This window comes from Rhizobium beringeri (assembly GCF_004306515.1).
GTDB classification, from domain to species: Bacteria; Pseudomonadota; Alphaproteobacteria; order Rhizobiales; family Rhizobiaceae; genus Rhizobium; species Rhizobium beringeri.
Window position 1 is genome coordinate 1993226 of the sequence record NZ_SILG01000001.1, and the last position, 17237, is coordinate 2010462.

Sequence of the window (17237 nt, forward strand, 5' to 3'; positions counted from 1 at the left end):
CGTGAGTAAAGACGAAGCCGGCCTACATGATCATTTCGGTCAGGCCGCACACGGTGTTCCAGTTGCGCATCGTGCCGACGCCGAGCCGCTTGGTCGTCAGCGCCGAAAGCAGCTTGGATTGGCTCGGCTTGCCGGCGAAATCGATCCAGAGATCGCCGCCGACGACGGCGATGCGCTGTCCCTCCGTCATCAGCGGTTTCAGCGCCTCCACCCTCTTCGGGTCGACCGGCAGGCGCATCACCCGGACGATCACCTGGTCGCCATTGCCATCCCTGAAGGGATTGGTGCTGCAAAGAGCCATCCAGGTGCAGTCGCTGCGCACGATGATGTCGACATGTTTGCCGAACTTTTCTTCAAAGCCCTCTTCCAGGGCTACCTCGAGTTCGTGCGGCCGCATTTCGTCGGCCTCGAAGACAAGATTGCCCGTGGAAACCAGCGTGCGCGGCTCGCGATAACCGAGTTCTTCGGCAAGTGCGCGCAAATCCTGCATGATGACGCGGCGGTCGGGCGTCAGGACAATGCTGTGCAGAAGGGCGATGAAGGTGCTCATGGCCGCCAGAACTCCTCTGCGCCGTCGGGCAAGGTCTTCAGCACCCTGTCGAATGCGGCGGCGTCAACATGTTTCCGCACAGCCATCGCCACGTCTCGGATGGCAGTGTCGGGTGAAAAATTATGGTCACCGCGCAGTGACTGCGCCTCCCGCGTCATCGTCGCGCGATCCTCGAAGGACCGTTTGGCCTCGTCGGGATTCCAGTCGGCGACGAAGATCGCGCGCAGCACCGGCGGCAGCACATCGGCAAACCGGAGCGCGTCTGCGACCTCGAGGCGGCGGCGGAACGTCTGAAAGACCCCTTGTGTCATGGTGTAGACCACATTGCGGCTGTCGATCAGCATATCGGCTCTCACATCATCGAGATAACCGTCGAAGTCTTCCGATGCACGCCTGTATTCGCCGGGCATCGTCATGGCGCTCACCCCCTCTTGCGTCCGAGGGTGAAATAGCGCCACGGGGTCCACCAGCGGAAGCCGTCGCCGAGTATCTCCGGCACCTGGTCGAGACCGCTGGTGCCGCCCGGGCCGCAGCGGCCGACGCGAAACAGCGTCATCCAGCCGCCGGCCCACAGACCGTGGCGGGCGATCGACTCGTAGCCATATTCGGAGCAAGTCGGGATATGGCGGCAGGAATTGCCGACAAAGCCGGACAGCGTCAGCTGGTAGAGGCGGATGAGACCCATGCCGAGCAGGCGGTCGGGAGTCTTGCGGAACGGACCGGTGTAATTGCGGGAAGTGCGTGCGGCCTTTTCACGCGGCTTGTCCGATCCGGCAGCACCGCCGTCGTCCTCATCGTCAGCCTGCTGGGCGCAGAACTCGCACATGTCAGTTACGCCTCGACAACTTCCGCCCGTTTCGCCTCGATCTGCCCGATCGCGTCAACGACCGCATCGAAGGTCAGCATCGTCGAGGCATGGCGGGCCTTATAGTCCCGCACCGGCAGCAGATAGCGCATGTCTTCGAACCGCCCCTGTGGCCCCGCTCCATCCGCCTTCAACATGGCGAGCATGTCCTGGTGTGCCTGGCGCAATTCGCCCGATGTGGCGCCGACGACATGACGGGCCATGATCGAGGACGAGGCCTGGCCGAGCGCGCAGGCCTTCACCTCATGGGCAAAACCGGTCACCGTATCGCCGTCCATCTTCAGCCAGATCCGCACCTTCGAGCCGCAGAGCTTGGAATAGGCCTGGGCGGTCGCATCCGCATCATCAAGCGTGCCGGTCAACGGAATATTGCCGGCGAATTCGAGGATTTTGCTGTTGTAGATATCGTCCATGCTGGATTTCCGCTCCAAAATCACTGCGGATCGGCCTTTATGGGGGCGTTATTGTCATCAAAACAAAAAACACACCGTGTCGTCTGAGGATACTTACATACGATGGCCGTCTTCCTATATGTATGTCGTTCGAAGGCCATTAAAATGCAATGGCCTCGTGTAAGTTTGATTGGGAAACCGTGCCGGACGGGCTGAACTTGCCCTGAAAGCCCCGGAGCCTGCCAAAGGTGCATGAATTCCCCCATGGGATTGACCAGTGGCGATTCCGACAGATCGGTCCGCGGTGCGGACCAGGAGACCATTGTTCATGGACGCCATCGTAAAGAATTTTCCGCAGACGAACCGAGACTCGGATCGCCCCTCCCAGCAGGAGGCGGAGGAAGCCGTTCGCGTTCTGCTGCGCTGGGCCGGTGACGACCCGACGCGTGAAGGGCTGCTCGAAACGCCGGCCCGCGTCGTCAAATCGTACCGAGAACTCTTTTCCGGTTACGACATGGCGGCGGAAGACGTGCTCGGCCGCACCTTCGAGGAGGTAGCCGGTTACGACGACATGGTCCTCGTCAAGGACATCCCGTTTTACTCGCATTGCGAACACCACATGGTGCCGATCATCGGCAAGGCCCACGTCGCCTACATGCCGGACGGGCGTGTGCTCGGCCTGTCGAAGATTGCCCGTGTCGTTGAGATCTATGGCCGCCGCCTGCAGACGCAGGAAACGATGACCGCGCAGATCGCCCGGGCCATCGACGATACGCTGCATCCGCGCGGTGTCGCCGTGTTGATCGAGGCCGAACACATGTGCATGGCGATGCGCGGCGTTCAGAAGCAGGGCTCGACCACGTTGACGACCACCTTTACGGGAACGTTCAAGACCGAGCCGGCCGATCAGGCCCGTTTCATGACCATGGTGCGGAGCCGCTGATACCGGCTCCCTCAGGAGGGCCGCGATGAGTCAACTGATCTTCAATCAACCATCCGAGGACAAGTCGGCGTTGGAAGACGCCGGCGATTTCACGCCGCGTTTCGACGACCGCGGCCTGATCACCGCGATCGTCACCGATGCTGGCGATGGCGAGTTGCTGATGGTGGCGCATATGAATGCCCAGGCGTTGGCGCTGACCATCCAGACCGGCACGGCGCACTATTTCAGCCGTTCGCGCGGCAAGCTCTGGAAGAAGGGCGAGACCTCCGGCAATCTTCAGACGGTGAAGGAAATCCGCACCGATTGCGATCAGGACGCCATCTGGCTGAAAGTCGAGGTCGCCGGCCACGACGCCACCTGTCACACCGGCCGCCGCTCCTGTTTCTACCGGACGATCACGCTTCAGGACGGAAAGCCGATGCTTGACATCGTTGACGACGAGCTTCAATTCGATCCGCAGGATGTCTACGGAAAATAGCCCGAATTCCCCGGTACTTGCTCCTTATTGCGCCAGAAACCGCTTCTATATACCATTTGGAAACTGATCGGGCACACTATCGAAAATCACGTGTTCTGCTGGGAGGGGAGAGCGCCATGTTGAGCTGGAGTCTGCATCGTCAAAGCTCTGAAGGCGAGGGTTCTGGTTCCGGCATGTCGACCACGCTCGATATGCTCCCGCCTCCGGCGCCTCAAAAGAAAATCAAGATCGCGCTCGCGCTCGGCGGTGGCGCTGCCCGCGGCTGGGCCCATATCGGTGTGCTGCGCGCACTCGACGAGGCAAAGGTCGAGATCGGCATGATTGCCGGCACCTCGATCGGCGCGCTGGTCGGCGGCTGCTATCTCGCCGGCAAACTCGATGAACTCGAAACCTTCGCGCGCTCGCTGACGATGCGCCGCATCGCAAGTCTCCTCGACCTCACCATCGGCGGCAGCGGTCTGTTCGGCGGCATGCGGCTGACCAAGCGTATGCAGGAACATCTCGAAGGCCTGAACGTCGAGGATCTCGACCGGCCTTTCGTCGCGGTCGCTGCCGAGGTCAATACCGGCCATGAGGTCTGGATTGCCAATGGTTCGCTGATTACGGCGCTGCGCGCCTCCTATGCCCTGCCCGGCATTTTCGAGCCGGTGCGCAGCAATCACCGCACGCTGGTCGACGGGGCGTTGGTCAATCCCGTCCCCGTCTCCGTCTGCCGCGCCTACGAGCAGCCGCTCGTCGTCGCCGTCAATCTCAATTACGATCTCTACGGCCGCTCGGCCGTCGTCCGGCACAATGCCAGCCTCTCTCCGCAGGAAGTGCAGAAGCAGGAAGAGGCGCCCTATGCGCGCCTCGGTATGACCGGCGTCATGGTGCAGGCCTTCAACATTATCCAGGATAGGATCGCCCGCGCCCGCCTTGCCGGCGACCCGCCGGATATTTCGCTGCAGCCGCGTCTCAGCTATATCGGCCTTTCCGAATTCCACCGGGCTGGCGAAGCGATCGAACGCGGCTACGAGGAAGCCAGAGCCCGGCTCCCCGAGATCAAGCGCATGCAGGAAGTCTACGCCAGCCACCCCTGATGCAGGCCGTCTAACAGCCTGCAGCGATTTTGCCGCAACGACATCGGTCAAGCACAGCCGGCGAGAACCTCAGCCGGCGATATAGGCCTTGATTTCCTCGGCCTCACGCTCGACTTCTGCGATGCGCGATTTCACCACGTCGCCGATCGAAATGATGCCTGCAAGCTTGCCATTGCTTTCCACCGGCACGTGACGGAAACGGCGGCTGGTCATCAGCTCCATCAGCTCGTTGACGGTCGTTTCCTCATGGCAGCGGTAGACCTTCGCGGTCATGACCTGGGCCAGCGACTGGTCGAGGCCTTCCTTGCCGTGTTTGGCGATCGCATGCACGAGATCGCGCTCGGTGAACATCCCCGAAATCCGGTTCTCCATGCCGACGACGACGATGGCGCCGATCTTCTTCTTGCTGAGGATGGCGGCCGCCTCGGCGACGGTGGTGTTCGGCCCGGCAGTGATGACGTCCCTGCCCTTCAGGTCGAGAATTGCTTTGACTGAACTGGTCATTCGAACCTCCTATGTCCGTGAAACACTTGTCACAGGCATCCGCGGCGGTTTCTCCCCCCATCGCGGACAGGTTGATGGTGCACTGCCCGGCTCAGGATTGCAACATATCCTTCTCGGTTCCGTCAGGTTCCATCACCGGCGGGCGCGGCGCCCGATCAAACAGCGAAAACAGCAAGAAGCCGAAGACAAAGCCGCCGATATGCGCGTCCCAGGCAATCGCCTGGTCGCTGTCGCCGACGAGCGGGATGCCGACGGCGATCAGCGCGTTGCCGACCAGCCAGAGCAGCATGAAGATGATGACGGTGCGGCTCTTCAGCGCCTCGACGATGGAAAGCCGGGGATTGAGATGCGCCGGCGCCATCGGCCGCCGTTCGGCCGGAAAGGCGAATCGGCAGGCGGCGCCCATCAGCCCGGAGATGACGCCCGACGCGCCGATCAGCAGTGACACGTCCCCCCAGTTCAGGACCGCGTGCAGGGCGGCGGACGCGACGGCGGAAAAAACCCAGAAGAGCACGAAACGCAGCGTCCCGATGCGGCGCACGACCGGCGCGCCGAAGGCCATCAGCCAGAAGGCGTTAAAGAGGATATGCTGGACGCTGCCGTGCAGCAGCGAATAGGTGACGGGCGTCCAGAACAGCTCCGGCCCCTGCTGCGACAGCGGAATCACATAACGGGCGGGAACGAAGCCGAAGGTGAAGAACAGCCAGTTCAGCGCATCGTCGGACAGCAACAGCTCCTGCACCGCATAGATGACACCAAGCAGGCAAAGACTGAAGAACAGCGCCGGTGGAAGGTTGAAGACCGGTTCGCGCGGTGGCCGTGCCGGCGGCTGGACCTCGGGAGGTTCGGGCGCCTTATGCGGCTCGGCCGTCTGCTCATTCATCTGTGTTTCGCCTCGTTGAGGCCACAGCCATACAGGAGCGACTGTCAAAAAAAAAGCCGTCCGAAGGGTCGGACGGCGTACCGGGAACTCCAGGGAAAGACCTCGGCCCGGGCAGGTTGTGCTGAACTTCGAAAGTCGAAGCGATGGCAGGACAGTGTCACGATAGGTACTGCATCTCAACCGAAACCATCTCTTAACCTTAACCGCCGTGATTTGGCATGAAATCCGCAAGGTAGAGTCTGTAAGGGCAATGACTGCCCGAAAATGCTCCGGAATGGGACAGGTTGGTGTGAAATGCGTGTGCAAACGACCATCGAAATTTTTGACTATTGGAACCGTATCCGCGGCGCTGCCGATGCGCCGCTGAAATCACAGGTCGAACCCTCCGCCGTCCCCCACCTGCTCCAGAGTCTGTTCATTCTTGAGCGGCGCGAGGGCGGCGACATCGGTTTCCGGCTCGCCGGCACCCGCATCTGTGATCTCTTCGGGCGAGACCTGCGCGGCGAACGTTTTTCGTCTCTCTGGGCAAATGGTCAGCTCGCGGACATCGAACGCACGGCGATGGGCGTCATGGACCATGCCATGCCGGCCCTGTTCAACGCCACCGGCTACAGCACCGTCGGTCATCAGGCCTCCTTCGAGATTATCATGATGCCGCTGCGTTCGCCGGACGGCGCCTGCGACAGGCTGCTCGGCGCAATCGCGCCGGCAGCGGCCGCGAGCTGGCTGGAGATCGTACCGCTCGAATTCCTGGCACTCGACCGCAGCCGGCTGCTGCCCGGAAAATTCGACAAGCCAGCACCGGCCGAACCGCGCCGCATCAACAGGATCGTCGCTGGCAAAAGCATCCATTTCGGGCAGGTCATGCGCCGCATGGTGTCGCAGCTGCTGAGCGTGGAGGCTCGCTGACGGTCCCACTTTAGGACATCGGGCATACTCGTTTTCCGCTATGTCGGGACTGGGCGAAACAACCTTCTGTTAATGGATTGTGGGTAAAGATCGGTCTCTGCGATTTTCATGAAGAAGCCCTTTGATGCACTCGTTCCAGCCAGCTCAGACGCAACGACCTGCGCCGCGCCCTGAACAGGGCGTTTTCCAGCGCGTGCCCATCAATATGCAGGGCCGGCTGATGCTTGCGAACTACGAGGAATTCGAATGCATGGTGATCGACATGTCGCCTGGCGACATGTACGTCACCTGCCCCGGCCGGCCGCGCGCCAACGAACGCGTCGTCGCCTATATCGACCATCTCGGCCGCGTCGAAGGTTACGTCCAGACGATCGATGGTCGTGGCTTCACCATGTCGATCAACGCCACCGATCGGAAACGCGAGAAACTCGCGGCCCAGCTCACCTGGCTTGCCAACAAGCATGAACTCGGCCTGCCCGAGGATCGCCGCCACGACCGTCTGACGCCGCGCGACACGAAGACCGAGCTGACGCTCGAGGACGGCACGCGTTATTCCTGCCGTATCATGGACCTTTCGCTGTCGGGCGCTGCCGTCGACGTCGAGATGCGCCCTTCGATCGGAACGGCCGTGCGCCTCGGCAACATGCGTGGTCGAGTCGTACGCCACTTCGTCGAAGGTGTGGCGATCGAATTCTTATCGATCCAGTCCCGCGAGACGCTGCGGGAATTCCTTTAACAGCTGCTGAAAATGGCGCTGCCCTCCGGTGCGCACCCGGTCAGGTCGTGTTGAAAAGCCTGCACTTCACGGCAAGAGATTTGCAAGCGGCAACAAATCTGGCTTTGGAAAGCAGGCGCGAATTCCTGTCGCAAGTCGTTCCACCCAGTCGGAAGGTAATATTATGTGTGGAACAAGCTGCGACACCGATTGGCATCCAGTTCGTTTGCCCAAAATTGTGCAGTGATTTGCGTCCCGGAGTGCCCGCCCTCGCCCGTCTTCCCTTTGTCAGCGATATGATGGATAAGGTCCGCTTCGACCGCAGGCGCACCGATGTCAGCTCTCTATCCGGAAATCGAACCTTATGATCATGGTCTGCTCGATACGGGCGACGGCAACCTGATCTACTGGGAGGCCTGCGGCAATCTGGCGGGTCGCCCGGTGCTGGTGCTTCATGGCGGCCCTGGCTCCGGCTGTTCGACCACGGCGCGCCGCTATTTCGATCCCGATGCCTACCGAATCATTCTGTTCGATCAGCGCAATTGCGGCCGCAGCCTGCCGAGTGCTGCCGATCCCGAAACTGATCTCTCCCTCAACACCACCTGGCATCTCGTTGCCGATATGGAACGGCTGCGGGCCTGTCTCGGCATCCACACCTGGCTGCTTTTCGGCAATTCATGGGGTTCGACGCTGGCGCTCGCCTATGCCGAAACCCATCCAGAGCGGGTCGCGGCGATCGTCCTGTCAGGCGTGACTACCACCCGACGCTCGGAAATCAACTGGCTCTATCGCGGCATGGCGCCGCTCTTTCCGGAAGAATGGCACCGTTTCCGCCAGGCGGTTTCCCCAGGCAGCCAGGAACGAGATGAGGACATGGTTGCCGCCTATCATCGTCTCCTCAACGATCCCGACCCGGAGACGCGCCTCAAGGCGGCGCGCGGCTGGCATGATTGGGAGGCGGCTTCGATTCTGCTCGCCGATCCCCAAGGCCTGCCGCGCCGCTGGGCCGATCCGGCCTATTTGCTGACGCGGGCCCGCATCATCACCCACTACTTCAGCAATGGCGCCTGGCTGGAGGACGCCCAGCTTTTGAAGAACGCCGCGCGGCTCACCGGCATCCCCGGTATCCTGCTGCAGGGAAGGTTCGACATCGAGGCGCCGCTTGTCACCGCCTGGGAACTGGCCCGCGCCTGGCCGCAAAGTGAGCTCAACATCCTTGCGCATGCTGCCCATTCCACCGCAAATCCCGATATGAGCGCGGCGATCGTCGCCGCCATCGATCGATTCCGCGATATCTAGCAAAAATAATTTTCCCGCCGGAATCGGGGATATGAGCGATATTCTGCTTTTGAACCGGCCGAATCGGCCCATTCCGGCGACATCGCCGGTCGGCTGCGCGCCGCCGCAGATCGCCGGCCGGCAGCTGAGATTTACCCGGCTCAACGAAATTCCTTAACATACGGACGGCAACGTAACCCTTTCGCGGGCGAAAGCCTTGTTGCGTGGATTACAATTTTAATCGATTTCGAGACAAATCCGCGTCAAATTTTATGCGCATTCGAATCTGTTTTTAGTCAAGTTTTCTCGGCATTTAAATCAACTAAGCCTTTAATTCTATTGCGTAATTTTGCGTGAGATAAAAACGTCTGTGCCATTGTCACCTCAACTTACGGGGAGACGGCAATGACAACTGCGAATATCCTGAAAGGCGGCCTTCTGGCCGGTGCCATCATGATGGCAATGGCGGGTTCGGGACAGGCGATGCCCGCCAGCATGGCACTGGCAGGCAATGCCAGCCCGCCGATCGGACACTATGAATTCTGCAAGGCGAATCCGACGGAATGTGTCGAAGTCGGCGGCGATGCCGGACCGGCCATTCTCACCGAGGATCGTTGGAAAGAAATTCTCAAGGTCAACTACACCGTCAATTCGACGATCCAGCCGATGACGGATGAGCAGATCTACGGAGTCGAAGAGCGCTGGGCCTATCCGCGCACCGTCGGCGACTGCGAGGACTACGCTCTGCTGAAGCGCAAGATGCTGATCGACGACGGTTTCTCGCCGTCCGACACGCTGATCACCGTCGTGCTGCAGCCGAATGGCGAAGGCCATGCCGTGCTGACGGTCCGCACCGATCACGGCGACTTCATCCTCGACAACATGCGCAACAAGGTGCTGCTGTGGTCGGATACCGAATATACCTATCTGAAGCGCCAGTCCGCCGACGATCCGGCCCGCTGGTCGAAGCTTCAGGACGGCCGCGCTGTCGCGGTCGGTAGCGTCAAGTAAGAACAGCCTGCCGGCCAATGCCGGCTGCTGCCTGCGGCCCGGTCAGTCCCCGCATCCCGTCCCCGACCGGTGCCCAAGAGCCGTTCCCGCTGTCCCGGGAACGGCTCGCCCCTTTTCAAGCCCTACCCACCAGCATCTTAGCGAATTGTTAACCCTGTCGGTCCGATCATGGCGATGAGATTCATCATCGGTACCGGCGGCTCATGTTCTTCCTGCGGCGGACCGAAACCCGAAGAACCGCCATGAGCCATGCCGCGCACAGCGCACCCGACGAGCAGCCGCTTCTTTCCATGGGGTTTCTCCTCCGCACGATGGCGGTGATTGCCGTTCTGGCGGTCCTGACTGTTGCCATCAGCATTGGCGGCCGTTGGTTCGGCCGGCATATCTCGCTTGCCGGCAACACCGACAGCACGGTTGAAATCAAGCTGGCCATCGGCCGCGACACCGTGAAATTCCCCGAGAATGCCATCCGCTTCCCGAGTCAAAGGCACGAAGGCGCCGCCGAGCGTGTCGATCTCTACCTCGCCTGGCCTGAGATGCAGGGTTACGGCAAGGAAAACCACCTTCGATTCGACGATATCGCCCAATCCTCCGGGCTGATCTTCCTGCAGATCACCCAGAGCACCATGTCGCGCGACATGTCCGGGCGGCTGGAACCGATCTATTCGCATCTGCTCGAGGGCCCGGCCGAGCCCTTCCGCGATGGGCTAACGCTGCACCGTCTTCGCGCCGATGCGGGGTACGGCGATGAAGTGCTGCTGACGGCGCCCGTCAAGGGCGGGCCGGATTACGTGGTGCGCTGCATATTGCCGTCAGCCCCGGATAAGGCGGCGGGCGGAGATTGTCAGCGCGATATCAAGGTCGGCAGGGATCTCAGCGTTCTCTACCGTTTCTCGAGCAGTCATCTCGGCGACTGGGAACATATTGATGCCGCTATCCGCACCTTTGTGGAAGGCCGTCTTATGAACCGTTCTACGACAAGTCCCTAAAATGCTCTCCGGACAGCGAAATAAACGATTCATCATAAACGGATTGGTAACGCCCAACCGGTAATTTTAGAAGACGAACTGTACGGCGGGAGGTGTGCGGTTCCTGCCAAAATCTGAAGTGCCAAATATCTGAAATGCAAGCGAAGAGTGGAATAGTGTCAAGGTCAGTCTCCTCCGTATCATCGTCCCGATCCGGCAGCTTTTTCGCAAAGTTGCTGGCGATCCTTTCGGTGGCCGTCACGATCGTCCTGGTCGATTCGGTGAATGCCGACGCGGAAGCGGCAAATCCGAAATATGCAGGCATCGTCGTCGACGCCAAGACCGGCAACGTTCTCTACAGTGAGAATGCCGACCGGCTGCAATACCCCGCCTCCCTGACCAAGATGATGACCCTCTACATGACCTTCGAGGCGTTGGAGCAGGGTCGCATCCGCCTCGATACGCCGGTCCCCTTCTCCGCCCATGCGGCAGCCCAGGCGCCGACCAAGCTCGGCGTTCGCGCCGGCGGCACGATCACCGTCGAGCAGGGCATTCTCGGTCTCGTCACCCTGTCGGCCAATGATGCAGCAACTGCGCTCGGCGAAATGCTGGGCGGCGGCAGCGAGGATCGCTTCGCCCAGCTGATGACCGCCAAGGCGCATGCGCTCGGCATGACGCGCACCACCTATCGCAATGCCAACGGCCTGCCGAATACGGCGCAGATGACGACAGCGCGCGACCAGGCCCGCCTCGGCATCGCCCTTCGCCAGCATTTCCCGCAATATTACGGCTATTTCTCCACCCGCGCCTTCAAGTTCGGCAGCCGCACGATCCGCAGTCACAACCGCCTGGTCGGTTCGGTGCGCGGCGTCGACGGCATCAAGACCGGTTACACGCGCGCTGCCGGTTTCAATCTGGTGAGCTCGGTGCAGGTCGACGGTAAGTCGATCGTCGGCGTCGTTCTCGGCGGAGCGTCGACGCCTGCCCGCGATGCCCAGATGCGCAATCTGATCGCCAGTTATCTGCCGAAGGCATCGAGCCGCAGCGGATCGTCGGCGCTGATCGCCCAAGCAGCCCCTGCCCCGGCGATGATCGAGACACCCGCTCCGGTCCAGCCGCAGAAGGCCCAGCAGAAAGCTCAGCCACAAATGGCTGAACAGCAGGTCGCAAAGACGATCACCGCAGCGCAGCCGCCGATTTCGGCAGCGGCTGCAGATCTCAGCCTGCCGCACAAAGGCCCGCTGCCGGATGCGCGCTATCAGGTCGCCGAGACCGAAGTCGCCTATGCTGAGACCGCTGCGCCGAAATCCGACAATCCACTGGTGGCGCAGCCGATGCCGGCGCCGAGCAAAGTCAAGACCATGACCTTCAAGCAGCAGGCATCGGTCGCCGTACCGACGCCGGCACCCGCCTACATGCCGCCGGAACAGGGCGATACTTCGGTCGATGAGGTCACCACCGCCTCGACCACTCCCTCCCCGACTCGTGCGGCTTCAACCAACAACGGTCCGACCGGCTGGGTAGTGCAGGTCGGCGTCTCGCCGAGCCGGCAGATGGCCATGGATCTTCTGGAAAGCGCCAAGAGCAAGGGCGGCAAGGCTCTGGCCTCGGCGAAGCCCTTCGCGGTCGCCTATGCCGCTGGTGGTGACCAGCTTTATCGCGCCCGCTTCGGCGGCTTCGACGATCAGCGCGACGCCGTCAACGCCTGCAAGGCCTTGAAGAAGGCCGGCATCAAGTGCTGGGCGGCTGCCCAATGAGCTATTCGATGCTGCCTGCAAGATGGCCGGCGGCATCGGTGACGGCCGGAGTCGGTGTTTGCGTTTCCGGCCACTTTTCTTGAACTCGATCAGTATTGCGTACGGGGAAAACAATGGCGATCAATGAGAATTTTCCAGGAATGCCTTCAGACCGTCGCATGGCGGCCAAAGGGCGGCGCTCATCGCTTCATCCGCTGCACGAGGCGGCTTTGCGCCTTGCCGAGATCGGCCTGCAGCGGCCGAAGGCGAAGTCTCCGAAGACCCGCGATCTCATCAATCTGCTGCTTTGCCATGGCGCCCGCGCCTGGCGCTACTCTCAGCCCGAAGCCCGCATCCATCTGCATGTGACCTCGCCGGACGGCAGCGCGCCGGTGCAGTTGCGCCTGCGCTGAACTTGCGGAGTGCCGCGCGTCCGAAAGGACGCGCGGAGGACGTTCAACCCACGCATAAGCCTTTCCGGAAATCGGCTCCGGTTTTCGGGGCTTACAGCAGACCAAGGTCCGTGAGTTCGCGGCGAAGATCAGCGGGCATTTCCGCAACGCCGGCGCCAAGGCTTGTCAGGTCGCGCGGCACGTCATCCTCAGTATAATAACGCCAGCCCTGGAACGGACGCTTCGGCTGCACGGCCGTCTCGATGACCTCCGGGCCGAGCATCAGGCGGCAGCGCGAAATCCCCTCGCCGTCGGTGAAGGTCTCGATGTCGAGCAGCTTCTGCCTCGCCTGCACCTGCCCCTTGATCACCCAGTAGAGCGAGCCGCCGTCAAGCAGCTCCTCCATCCGTTTCGGCGCCATGCGCGTCGTGTGCACCGAATGCGGCTCGAGCCCGGCGGCGATGGCGCGCAGTGAGCGTTCCGCCACCCATTCGCGCAGATCGTCTATTGAGTCGGCGCCGACACAGAGTTTGATGAGATGCAATGCCATGCTGCCGTTGAAATCCTTTTGGCAGCGAGCGTCAAGCTTCAAGCATCAAGCATCCACAAACTCAGCATTCGACGACGTTGACGGCGAGCCCCCCGGTCGAGGTTTCCTTGTATTTCTCGCTCATGTCGTGACCGGTCTGGCGCATTGTTTCGATGCAGGCATCGAGCGGCACGAAATGCTGGCCGTCGCCCTTGATGGCAAGTGATGCCGCGGTGACCGCCTTGACGGCACCGAGCGCGTTGCGCTCGATGCAGGGAACCTGCACTAGACCTGCGATCGGATCGCAGGTCATGCCGAGATGATGTTCGAGCGCGATCTCGGCAGCGTTCTCGATCTGCTCCGGCGTTCCGCCCATAACAGCCGCAAGGCCCGCGGCAGCCATCGCCGCTGCCGAGCCGACCTCGCCCTGACAGCCGACCTCGGCACCCGAGATCGAGGCATTGTGCTTGATGATCCCGCCGATGGCAGCGGCCGTCAGCAGATAGTCGCGGATGCCGTTCTGGTCCCAGTCCTCGTGGAAATGCTCGTAGTAGCGGATCGTTGCCGGAATGACGCCGGCCGCCCCGTTGGTCGGCGCCGTGACGACCCGCCCGCCGGCTGCATTCTCCTCGTTGACGGCCATCGCATAGACGCTCAGCCAGTCGTTGGCGAGCAACGGGTTGATGCGGTTGCTGCGCCATTCCTCTTCCAGCTTGTCGTGAATCCTGCGCGCGCGCCGCTTGACGTTGAGGCCGCCCGGCATGATGCCCTCGACCTTGAGGCCGCGCTCGATGCAGGAACGCATCGCCTCCCAGATGCGGTCGAGCCCCTGGTCGAGCTCCTCGGGGCTGCGCTGGCTTTCTTCGTTCGCCCGCTTCATCTGCGCGATCGACAGCCCGGAGCGCTCTGCCATCTCGAGCATCTGCTTGGCGGTGGAGAAGGGATAGGGCACGCGCGTCCCACCAGCCGCGTTCTTCTTTGCCCGCATCTGTTCCAGCTCGGTGTCGGTGACGACGAAGCCGCCGCCGACCGAATAATAGATGCGCTTGACGAGCAGCCGGCCGTCCCTGTCATAGGCGGAAAAGACCATGCCGTTGGCATGCCCCGGCAGCGGCTGTTTCTTGTCGAAGATCAGGTCGGTTTTCGGCTGGAACTGATAGCCGGGATGGCCCTCCGGCGTGATGCGGCCGGTGCGCTCCACCGTGTCGACGATGCCGTCCATTCTATCGGGATCGACGCTGTCGGGCGCTTCGCCCATCAGCCCGAGAATGACAGCCCTGCCCGTGCCGTGGCCGATACCAGTGTGGGCGAGCGAGCCGTGCAGGCTAACCTTGATGGCTGTGACTTGTGCGCCCGATGACGGGCGCGGCCATTCGTTCGACAGGATCAGCTCGAGGAACCGGTTGGCCGCCGACATCGGACCCATCGTGTGCGAGCTCGACGGCCCGACACCAATCTTGAAGACATCGAATACCGAGAGAAACATGGGTGCGCCTTCTGAATATGAGATGCAAGCTTAAGCGAGGCCGGTTTCGAATCCGTGCGGCGCACCGACATCGCATGGAGCCGGTGCGACATTCGGACTGCAGACTAGAGCGCCGCGACTCCAATAGGACGCGCTAGGACGTTCTAGCACTTTGAGCTTGCGCATAATCCTCTCCGAAAATCGAATCCGATTTTCGGAATAGCTTTGTGCCGATATCGGCGTGGAACCCATTGGACAAAGCGTCGGAAAAGACTGGATCGCGATCTGAGCGTAAGCGCAGGGGTGATGAGGGCTATGCGGCGGAAGAAATGGTTGCCTTATCTTGACAGTCTGCACCGGCTCCCAATGTCCTACGGACGTCGATGCACCAGGACTGACGGGCGCCGGCTTGGACAGCGCCCGGCAAGTTGAACTCCTTCGTTGATGCGGGCTCCCCGGATGAGGGCCGGGCAAGGTTGAGCAACCTGTCCGTTCTTAGATTAGACGACACCTTGCAGATTGGGAGATTGGACATATGGCGCTCAAACGGATGGACAACGTGGGAATCGTCGTCGAAGACCTCGGAGTGACGATTGATTTCTTTCGCGAACTCGGCCTCGAACTCGAAGGGCGGGCCACGATCGAAGGAGAATGGGCCGGACGCGTCACTGGACTGGGCGATCAGCATGTCGAGATTGCCATGATGCGCACACCTGATGGCCATAGCCGGCTCGAGCTCTCCCGCTTCCTCACGCCGCCTGCCGTCGAGGATCACCGCAACGCCCCGGTCAACGCCCTGGGCTACCTCCGCGTCATGTTCACCGTGGACGACATCAATGACACGCTTGAAAGGCTCCGCAAGCGCGGCGCGCAGCTCGTAGGCGACGTAGTGGACTATCAAGACACGTATCGGCTCTGCTACATTCGCGGGCCTGAAGGGCTTCTTATCGGACTCGCCCAAGAACTCAGCTGAGCGCTATGCGCGAAGCTTCTCGTTGCGATTATCCTGAATGACCGTGCCGTCGGCCCCATCGGGTTCGGGCGTCGTCGAGATTTGTCGTTGATCGGCCGTGGTTGAAGTTGCGCTGCTCTGCAGGCGCTTTTCGATCTGTTGCAGATTGAGGATCGCGCGGTCCATTTGATCAGCCGGAGTTTCGCGCGAAACCATACGCGAGCGATTATCCTGCCATATCAGGACCAGCCGCCGCCGGCCGGGAACCTCGATCGTCTCGTGGATGAACCATGCCCCGACCGCCGCAACGAAAAGCGTCACCACGATGAGCGCCGGTTCTGGGATCAAGGCATCAAAAGTCAGACGCGCCAGGAACATTATGGGGACATGAAAAAGGTAAAGTGAGAAGCTGATCTTCCCTAGAAACCGTACTGGTGCAGCTGCCAGGACATGTGCGGCGATGGGCGGCTGTCGAGCGACGAGCCCGACAATGACGGCCGCGGCCACCGCACTTTGCAGGCTCCAAAATTCAGGGGAAAAGCCCGACAGGACATGCCTGTAAGTGAAGAACACCGCCAGAAGGAAAAGCGTTAAAATTCCTGTGAGGGCAGATGGAATCCATCCTTTCCAGTAGGAATGCATCATCCCGGCAATTGCGCCGAAAAGAAAGTAAGGAAGCTTGGAGACGAGCATTATTCCCGGGCCTGGCAATTCAACCAGCCCATCCACGACGACGACCACCGTGAGGCCGACAATCACGCCGCTATAGCGGTGCGGTTGGGCCAGGCAAAGCCACAGGACAGGAAAGAGCAGATAGAATTGGATCTCGGGTGGTATCGACCAGAAAACACCACTCGAGCCGAGAAGAAAGACATGACGCACGAAATCTGTGACGCCAACGATAGGCTGAACAAAATCCAGATTGTGCATGATCGACAGCACCGCCACGAAAACGACGGCCGCCAGGTAAACCGGATAGATGCGAGCAAAGCGGCTCACAAGAAAATCCAACACGTTTTCTCTCGTGAATGCCCGTGAGCCGTAGAGATGAGCCATCAGGAAGCCACTGAGAGCAAAAAACAAACCGACAGCTTCGTCGCCCAGCGTCACGAGATGTGGCGCTGTGATTGGAAAGATAAAGCCAATATGGGCTTCAACGACCAGAAGCGCAGCGACACCGCGCAGGCCATCGAGACTGGGAATGTAATCCGGCCGGCTCATGGGTCACTTTTGAATCAAGTTTTCAGTCCTGAACAATTGGCTATCACGACTTTACAAGCGGTTAACACGGCGCCCCGCCCGTGCACCTCTAGACTGGTGCGGCGCTAGAGCGGGATTGTTTTGGTCGGAATAGGGATTCCCTTTCCTGTGCAAATCAGATTCACCGTTCTGGCCGGTGAAGAAAGCCGGCCTGAATGGCGAGACCTTTTTCGGATGATCTTCGTGAGCGCGTTGTTGGTGCGGTGACACGTGGTTGTCGTGCCAGACGGCGGGCAAAAGCCGCGTCCGACTGCGGGAGACCACCGGGTCACGCCCGAAGAGTGCCAAAACTACTTCAGCGAAGCCGGATATGAACGGACCTAAAACA

The 17237-nt window shown here is 61.0% G+C and carries 22 protein-coding genes; 12 read left to right on the forward strand and 10 right to left on the reverse strand.

The features are described 5' to 3' along the window. Positions 1 to 22: 22 nt before the first annotated feature. The 4 genes from ELH03_RS10115 to ELH03_RS10130 are packed head-to-tail and all read right to left on the reverse strand — an operon-like array spanning position 23 to position 1828. Entirely contained in the window at positions 23 to 550 is a 528-nt protein-coding gene (locus tag ELH03_RS10115) for a DUF1697 domain-containing protein (protein ID WP_128404138.1), read from the reverse strand. Beyond that, positions 547 to 975: a DUF2267 domain-containing protein gene (locus ELH03_RS10120; RefSeq protein ID WP_197729990.1), complete on the reverse strand. Its 429-nt coding sequence runs from the start codon at positions 973 to 975 to the stop codon at positions 547 to 549. Before ELH03_RS10120 ends, ELH03_RS10115 begins: the two co-directional genes overlap by 4 nt. Continuing rightward, a complete protein-coding gene (gene yidD / locus ELH03_RS10125; RefSeq protein ID WP_128404137.1) occupies positions 972 to 1376 on the reverse strand; it encodes a membrane protein insertion efficiency factor YidD in 405 nt (134 codons plus the stop codon). Before yidD ends, ELH03_RS10120 begins: the two co-directional genes overlap by 4 nt. A gap of 5 nt (positions 1377 to 1381) precedes the next feature. Next, entirely contained in the window at positions 1382 to 1828 is a 447-nt protein-coding gene (locus ELH03_RS10130; protein ID WP_130766268.1) for an iron-sulfur cluster assembly scaffold protein, read from the reverse strand. 307 nt (positions 1829 to 2135) lie between these two features. Here ELH03_RS10130 and folE point away from each other — a divergent pair, with 307 nt between their 5' ends. From folE to ELH03_RS10145, 3 genes are all read left to right on the forward strand, one after another. Next, a complete protein-coding gene (folE, locus tag ELH03_RS10135; RefSeq protein ID WP_003559608.1) occupies positions 2136 to 2750 on the forward strand; it encodes a GTP cyclohydrolase I FolE in 615 nt (204 codons plus the stop codon). 25 nt (positions 2751 to 2775) lie between these two features. Continuing rightward, positions 2776 to 3228: a phosphoribosyl-AMP cyclohydrolase gene (hisI, locus tag ELH03_RS10140; RefSeq protein ID WP_018242117.1), complete on the forward strand. Its 453-nt coding sequence runs from the start codon at positions 2776 to 2778 to the stop codon at positions 3226 to 3228. Between the two features lie 116 nt (positions 3229 to 3344). Then, positions 3345 to 4307 carry a patatin-like phospholipase family protein gene (locus ELH03_RS10145; protein WP_128404135.1) on the forward strand — a complete coding sequence of 321 codons (963 nt, stop codon included), beginning with the start codon at positions 3345 to 3347 and terminating at the stop codon, positions 4305 to 4307. A gap of 69 nt (positions 4308 to 4376) precedes the next feature. Here ELH03_RS10145 and ELH03_RS10150 read toward each other — a convergent pair whose 3' ends face one another. Both ELH03_RS10150 and ELH03_RS10155 read right to left on the reverse strand, forming a co-directional pair. Then, entirely contained in the window at positions 4377 to 4811 is a 435-nt protein-coding gene (locus tag ELH03_RS10150) for a CBS domain-containing protein (RefSeq protein WP_128404134.1), read from the reverse strand. Between the two features lie 91 nt (positions 4812 to 4902). Next, entirely contained in the window at positions 4903 to 5694 is a 792-nt protein-coding gene (locus ELH03_RS10155) for a rhomboid family intramembrane serine protease (RefSeq protein WP_128404133.1), read from the reverse strand. Between the two features lie 264 nt (positions 5695 to 5958). On the opposite strand from ELH03_RS10155, the gene ELH03_RS10160 reads away from it, so the two are divergent. The 7 genes from ELH03_RS10160 (at position 5959) to ELH03_RS10185 (ending at position 12332) form a co-directional block, all read left to right on the forward strand. After that, positions 5959 to 6603, forward strand: coding sequence for a PAS domain-containing protein (locus ELH03_RS10160; protein ID WP_128404132.1), 645 nt, complete (start codon positions 5959 to 5961; stop codon positions 6601 to 6603). 124 nt (positions 6604 to 6727) lie between these two features. Continuing rightward, a complete protein-coding gene (locus tag ELH03_RS10165) occupies positions 6728 to 7339 on the forward strand; it encodes a PilZ domain-containing protein (RefSeq protein WP_018072182.1) in 612 nt (203 codons plus the stop codon). Positions 7340 to 7651: 312 nt separating this feature from the next. Continuing rightward, positions 7652 to 8617 (forward strand): prolyl aminopeptidase, encoded by a 966-nt coding sequence (gene pip, locus ELH03_RS10170; protein ID WP_130658905.1) that lies wholly within the window; start codon positions 7652 to 7654, stop codon positions 8615 to 8617. A 31-nt stretch (positions 8618 to 8648) separates the two neighbouring features. Continuing rightward, positions 8649 to 8774, forward strand: a complete 126-nt coding sequence (locus ELH03_RS38490; protein WP_261319854.1) for a hypothetical protein — start codon at positions 8649 to 8651, stop codon at positions 8772 to 8774. 227 nt (positions 8775 to 9001) lie between these two features. After that, positions 9002 to 9607, forward strand: a complete 606-nt coding sequence (locus ELH03_RS10175; RefSeq protein ID WP_011652094.1) for a transglutaminase-like cysteine peptidase — start codon at positions 9002 to 9004, stop codon at positions 9605 to 9607. Positions 9608 to 9810: 203 nt separating this feature from the next. Next, positions 9811 to 10596, forward strand: coding sequence for a hypothetical protein (locus tag ELH03_RS10180; RefSeq protein ID WP_128410013.1), 786 nt, complete (start codon positions 9811 to 9813; stop codon positions 10594 to 10596). 134 nt (positions 10597 to 10730) lie between these two features. Further along, positions 10731 to 12332, forward strand: coding sequence for a serine hydrolase (locus tag ELH03_RS10185; RefSeq protein ID WP_128404129.1), 1602 nt, complete (start codon positions 10731 to 10733; stop codon positions 12330 to 12332). Between the two features lies 1 nt (position 12333). Here the strand turns inward: ELH03_RS10185 and ELH03_RS38495 are convergent, their stop codons facing one another. Then, positions 12334 to 12456: a hypothetical protein gene (locus ELH03_RS38495; protein WP_261319857.1), complete on the reverse strand. Its 123-nt coding sequence runs from the start codon at positions 12454 to 12456 to the stop codon at positions 12334 to 12336. Between ELH03_RS38495 and ELH03_RS10190 the strand changes: the two genes are divergently transcribed. Continuing rightward, positions 12446 to 12724: a hypothetical protein gene (locus tag ELH03_RS10190; RefSeq protein WP_128404128.1), complete on the forward strand. Its 279-nt coding sequence runs from the start codon at positions 12446 to 12448 to the stop codon at positions 12722 to 12724. The genes ELH03_RS38495 and ELH03_RS10190 overlap by 11 nt on opposite strands. 91 nt (positions 12725 to 12815) lie before the next feature. Here ELH03_RS10190 and ELH03_RS10195 read toward each other — a convergent pair whose 3' ends face one another. Next, complete coding sequence (locus ELH03_RS10195; protein WP_105008146.1) at positions 12816 to 13253, reverse strand: DUF1489 family protein; 438 nt, start codon at positions 13251 to 13253, stop codon at positions 12816 to 12818. A gap of 61 nt (positions 13254 to 13314) precedes the next feature. Further along, positions 13315 to 14718 carry an L-serine ammonia-lyase gene (locus ELH03_RS10200; RefSeq protein ID WP_128404127.1) on the reverse strand — a complete coding sequence of 468 codons (1404 nt, stop codon included), beginning with the start codon at positions 14716 to 14718 and terminating at the stop codon, positions 13315 to 13317. 514 nt (positions 14719 to 15232) lie between these two features. Here ELH03_RS10200 and ELH03_RS10205 point away from each other — a divergent pair. Next, a complete protein-coding gene (locus tag ELH03_RS10205) occupies positions 15233 to 15670 on the forward strand; it encodes a VOC family protein (RefSeq protein ID WP_128404126.1) in 438 nt (145 codons plus the stop codon). Positions 15671 to 15673: 3 nt separating this feature from the next. Here the strand turns inward: ELH03_RS10205 and ELH03_RS10210 are convergent, their stop codons facing one another. After that, positions 15674 to 16870: an acyltransferase family protein gene (locus ELH03_RS10210; protein WP_130766269.1), complete on the reverse strand. Its 1197-nt coding sequence runs from the start codon at positions 16868 to 16870 to the stop codon at positions 15674 to 15676. Between the last annotated feature and the right edge of the window lie 367 nt (positions 16871 to 17237).

What these genes read in the sequence shown, in the direction of transcription:
- ELH03_RS10115 (WP_128404138.1), bottom strand. Translation starts at nt 550, where the DNA reads ATGAGCACCTTCATCGCCCTTCTGCACAGCATTGTCCTGACGCCCGAC.
- yidD (WP_128404137.1), bottom strand. Translation starts at nt 1,376, where the DNA reads ATGTGCGAGTTCTGCGCCCAGCAGGCTGACGATGAGGACGACGGCGGT.
- ELH03_RS10130 (WP_130766268.1), bottom strand. Translation starts at nt 1,828, where the DNA reads ATGGACGATATCTACAACAGCAAAATCCTCGAATTCGCCGGCAATATT.
- folE (WP_003559608.1), top strand. Translation starts at nt 2,136, where the DNA reads ATGGACGCCATCGTAAAGAATTTTCCGCAGACGAACCGAGACTCGGAT.
- hisI (WP_018242117.1), top strand. Translation starts at nt 2,776, where the DNA reads ATGAGTCAACTGATCTTCAATCAACCATCCGAGGACAAGTCGGCGTTG.
- ELH03_RS10145 (WP_128404135.1), top strand. Translation starts at nt 3,345, where the DNA reads ATGTTGAGCTGGAGTCTGCATCGTCAAAGCTCTGAAGGCGAGGGTTCT.
- ELH03_RS10150 (WP_128404134.1), bottom strand. Translation starts at nt 4,811, where the DNA reads ATGACCAGTTCAGTCAAAGCAATTCTCGACCTGAAGGGCAGGGACGTC.
- ELH03_RS10155 (WP_128404133.1), bottom strand. Translation starts at nt 5,694, where the DNA reads ATGAATGAGCAGACGGCCGAGCCGCATAAGGCGCCCGAACCTCCCGAG.
- ELH03_RS10160 (WP_128404132.1), top strand. Translation starts at nt 5,959, where the DNA reads ATGCTCCGGAATGGGACAGGTTGGTGTGAAATGCGTGTGCAAACGACC.
- ELH03_RS10165 (WP_018072182.1), top strand. Translation starts at nt 6,728, where the DNA reads ATGCACTCGTTCCAGCCAGCTCAGACGCAACGACCTGCGCCGCGCCCT.
- pip (WP_130658905.1), top strand. Translation starts at nt 7,652, where the DNA reads ATGTCAGCTCTCTATCCGGAAATCGAACCTTATGATCATGGTCTGCTC.
- ELH03_RS38490 (WP_261319854.1), top strand. Translation starts at nt 8,649, where the DNA reads ATGAGCGATATTCTGCTTTTGAACCGGCCGAATCGGCCCATTCCGGCG.
- ELH03_RS10175 (WP_011652094.1), top strand. Translation starts at nt 9,002, where the DNA reads ATGACAACTGCGAATATCCTGAAAGGCGGCCTTCTGGCCGGTGCCATC.
- ELH03_RS10180 (WP_128410013.1), top strand. Translation starts at nt 9,811, where the DNA reads ATGTTCTTCCTGCGGCGGACCGAAACCCGAAGAACCGCCATGAGCCAT.
- ELH03_RS10185 (WP_128404129.1), top strand. Translation starts at nt 10,731, where the DNA reads ATGCAAGCGAAGAGTGGAATAGTGTCAAGGTCAGTCTCCTCCGTATCA.
- ELH03_RS10190 (WP_128404128.1), top strand. Translation starts at nt 12,446, where the DNA reads ATGGCGATCAATGAGAATTTTCCAGGAATGCCTTCAGACCGTCGCATG.
- ELH03_RS10195 (WP_105008146.1), bottom strand. Translation starts at nt 13,253, where the DNA reads ATGGCATTGCATCTCATCAAACTCTGTGTCGGCGCCGACTCAATAGAC.
- ELH03_RS10200 (WP_128404127.1), bottom strand. Translation starts at nt 14,718, where the DNA reads ATGTTTCTCTCGGTATTCGATGTCTTCAAGATTGGTGTCGGGCCGTCG.
- ELH03_RS10205 (WP_128404126.1), top strand. Translation starts at nt 15,233, where the DNA reads ATGGCGCTCAAACGGATGGACAACGTGGGAATCGTCGTCGAAGACCTC.
- ELH03_RS10210 (WP_130766269.1), bottom strand. Translation starts at nt 16,870, where the DNA reads ATGAGCCGGCCGGATTACATTCCCAGTCTCGATGGCCTGCGCGGTGTC.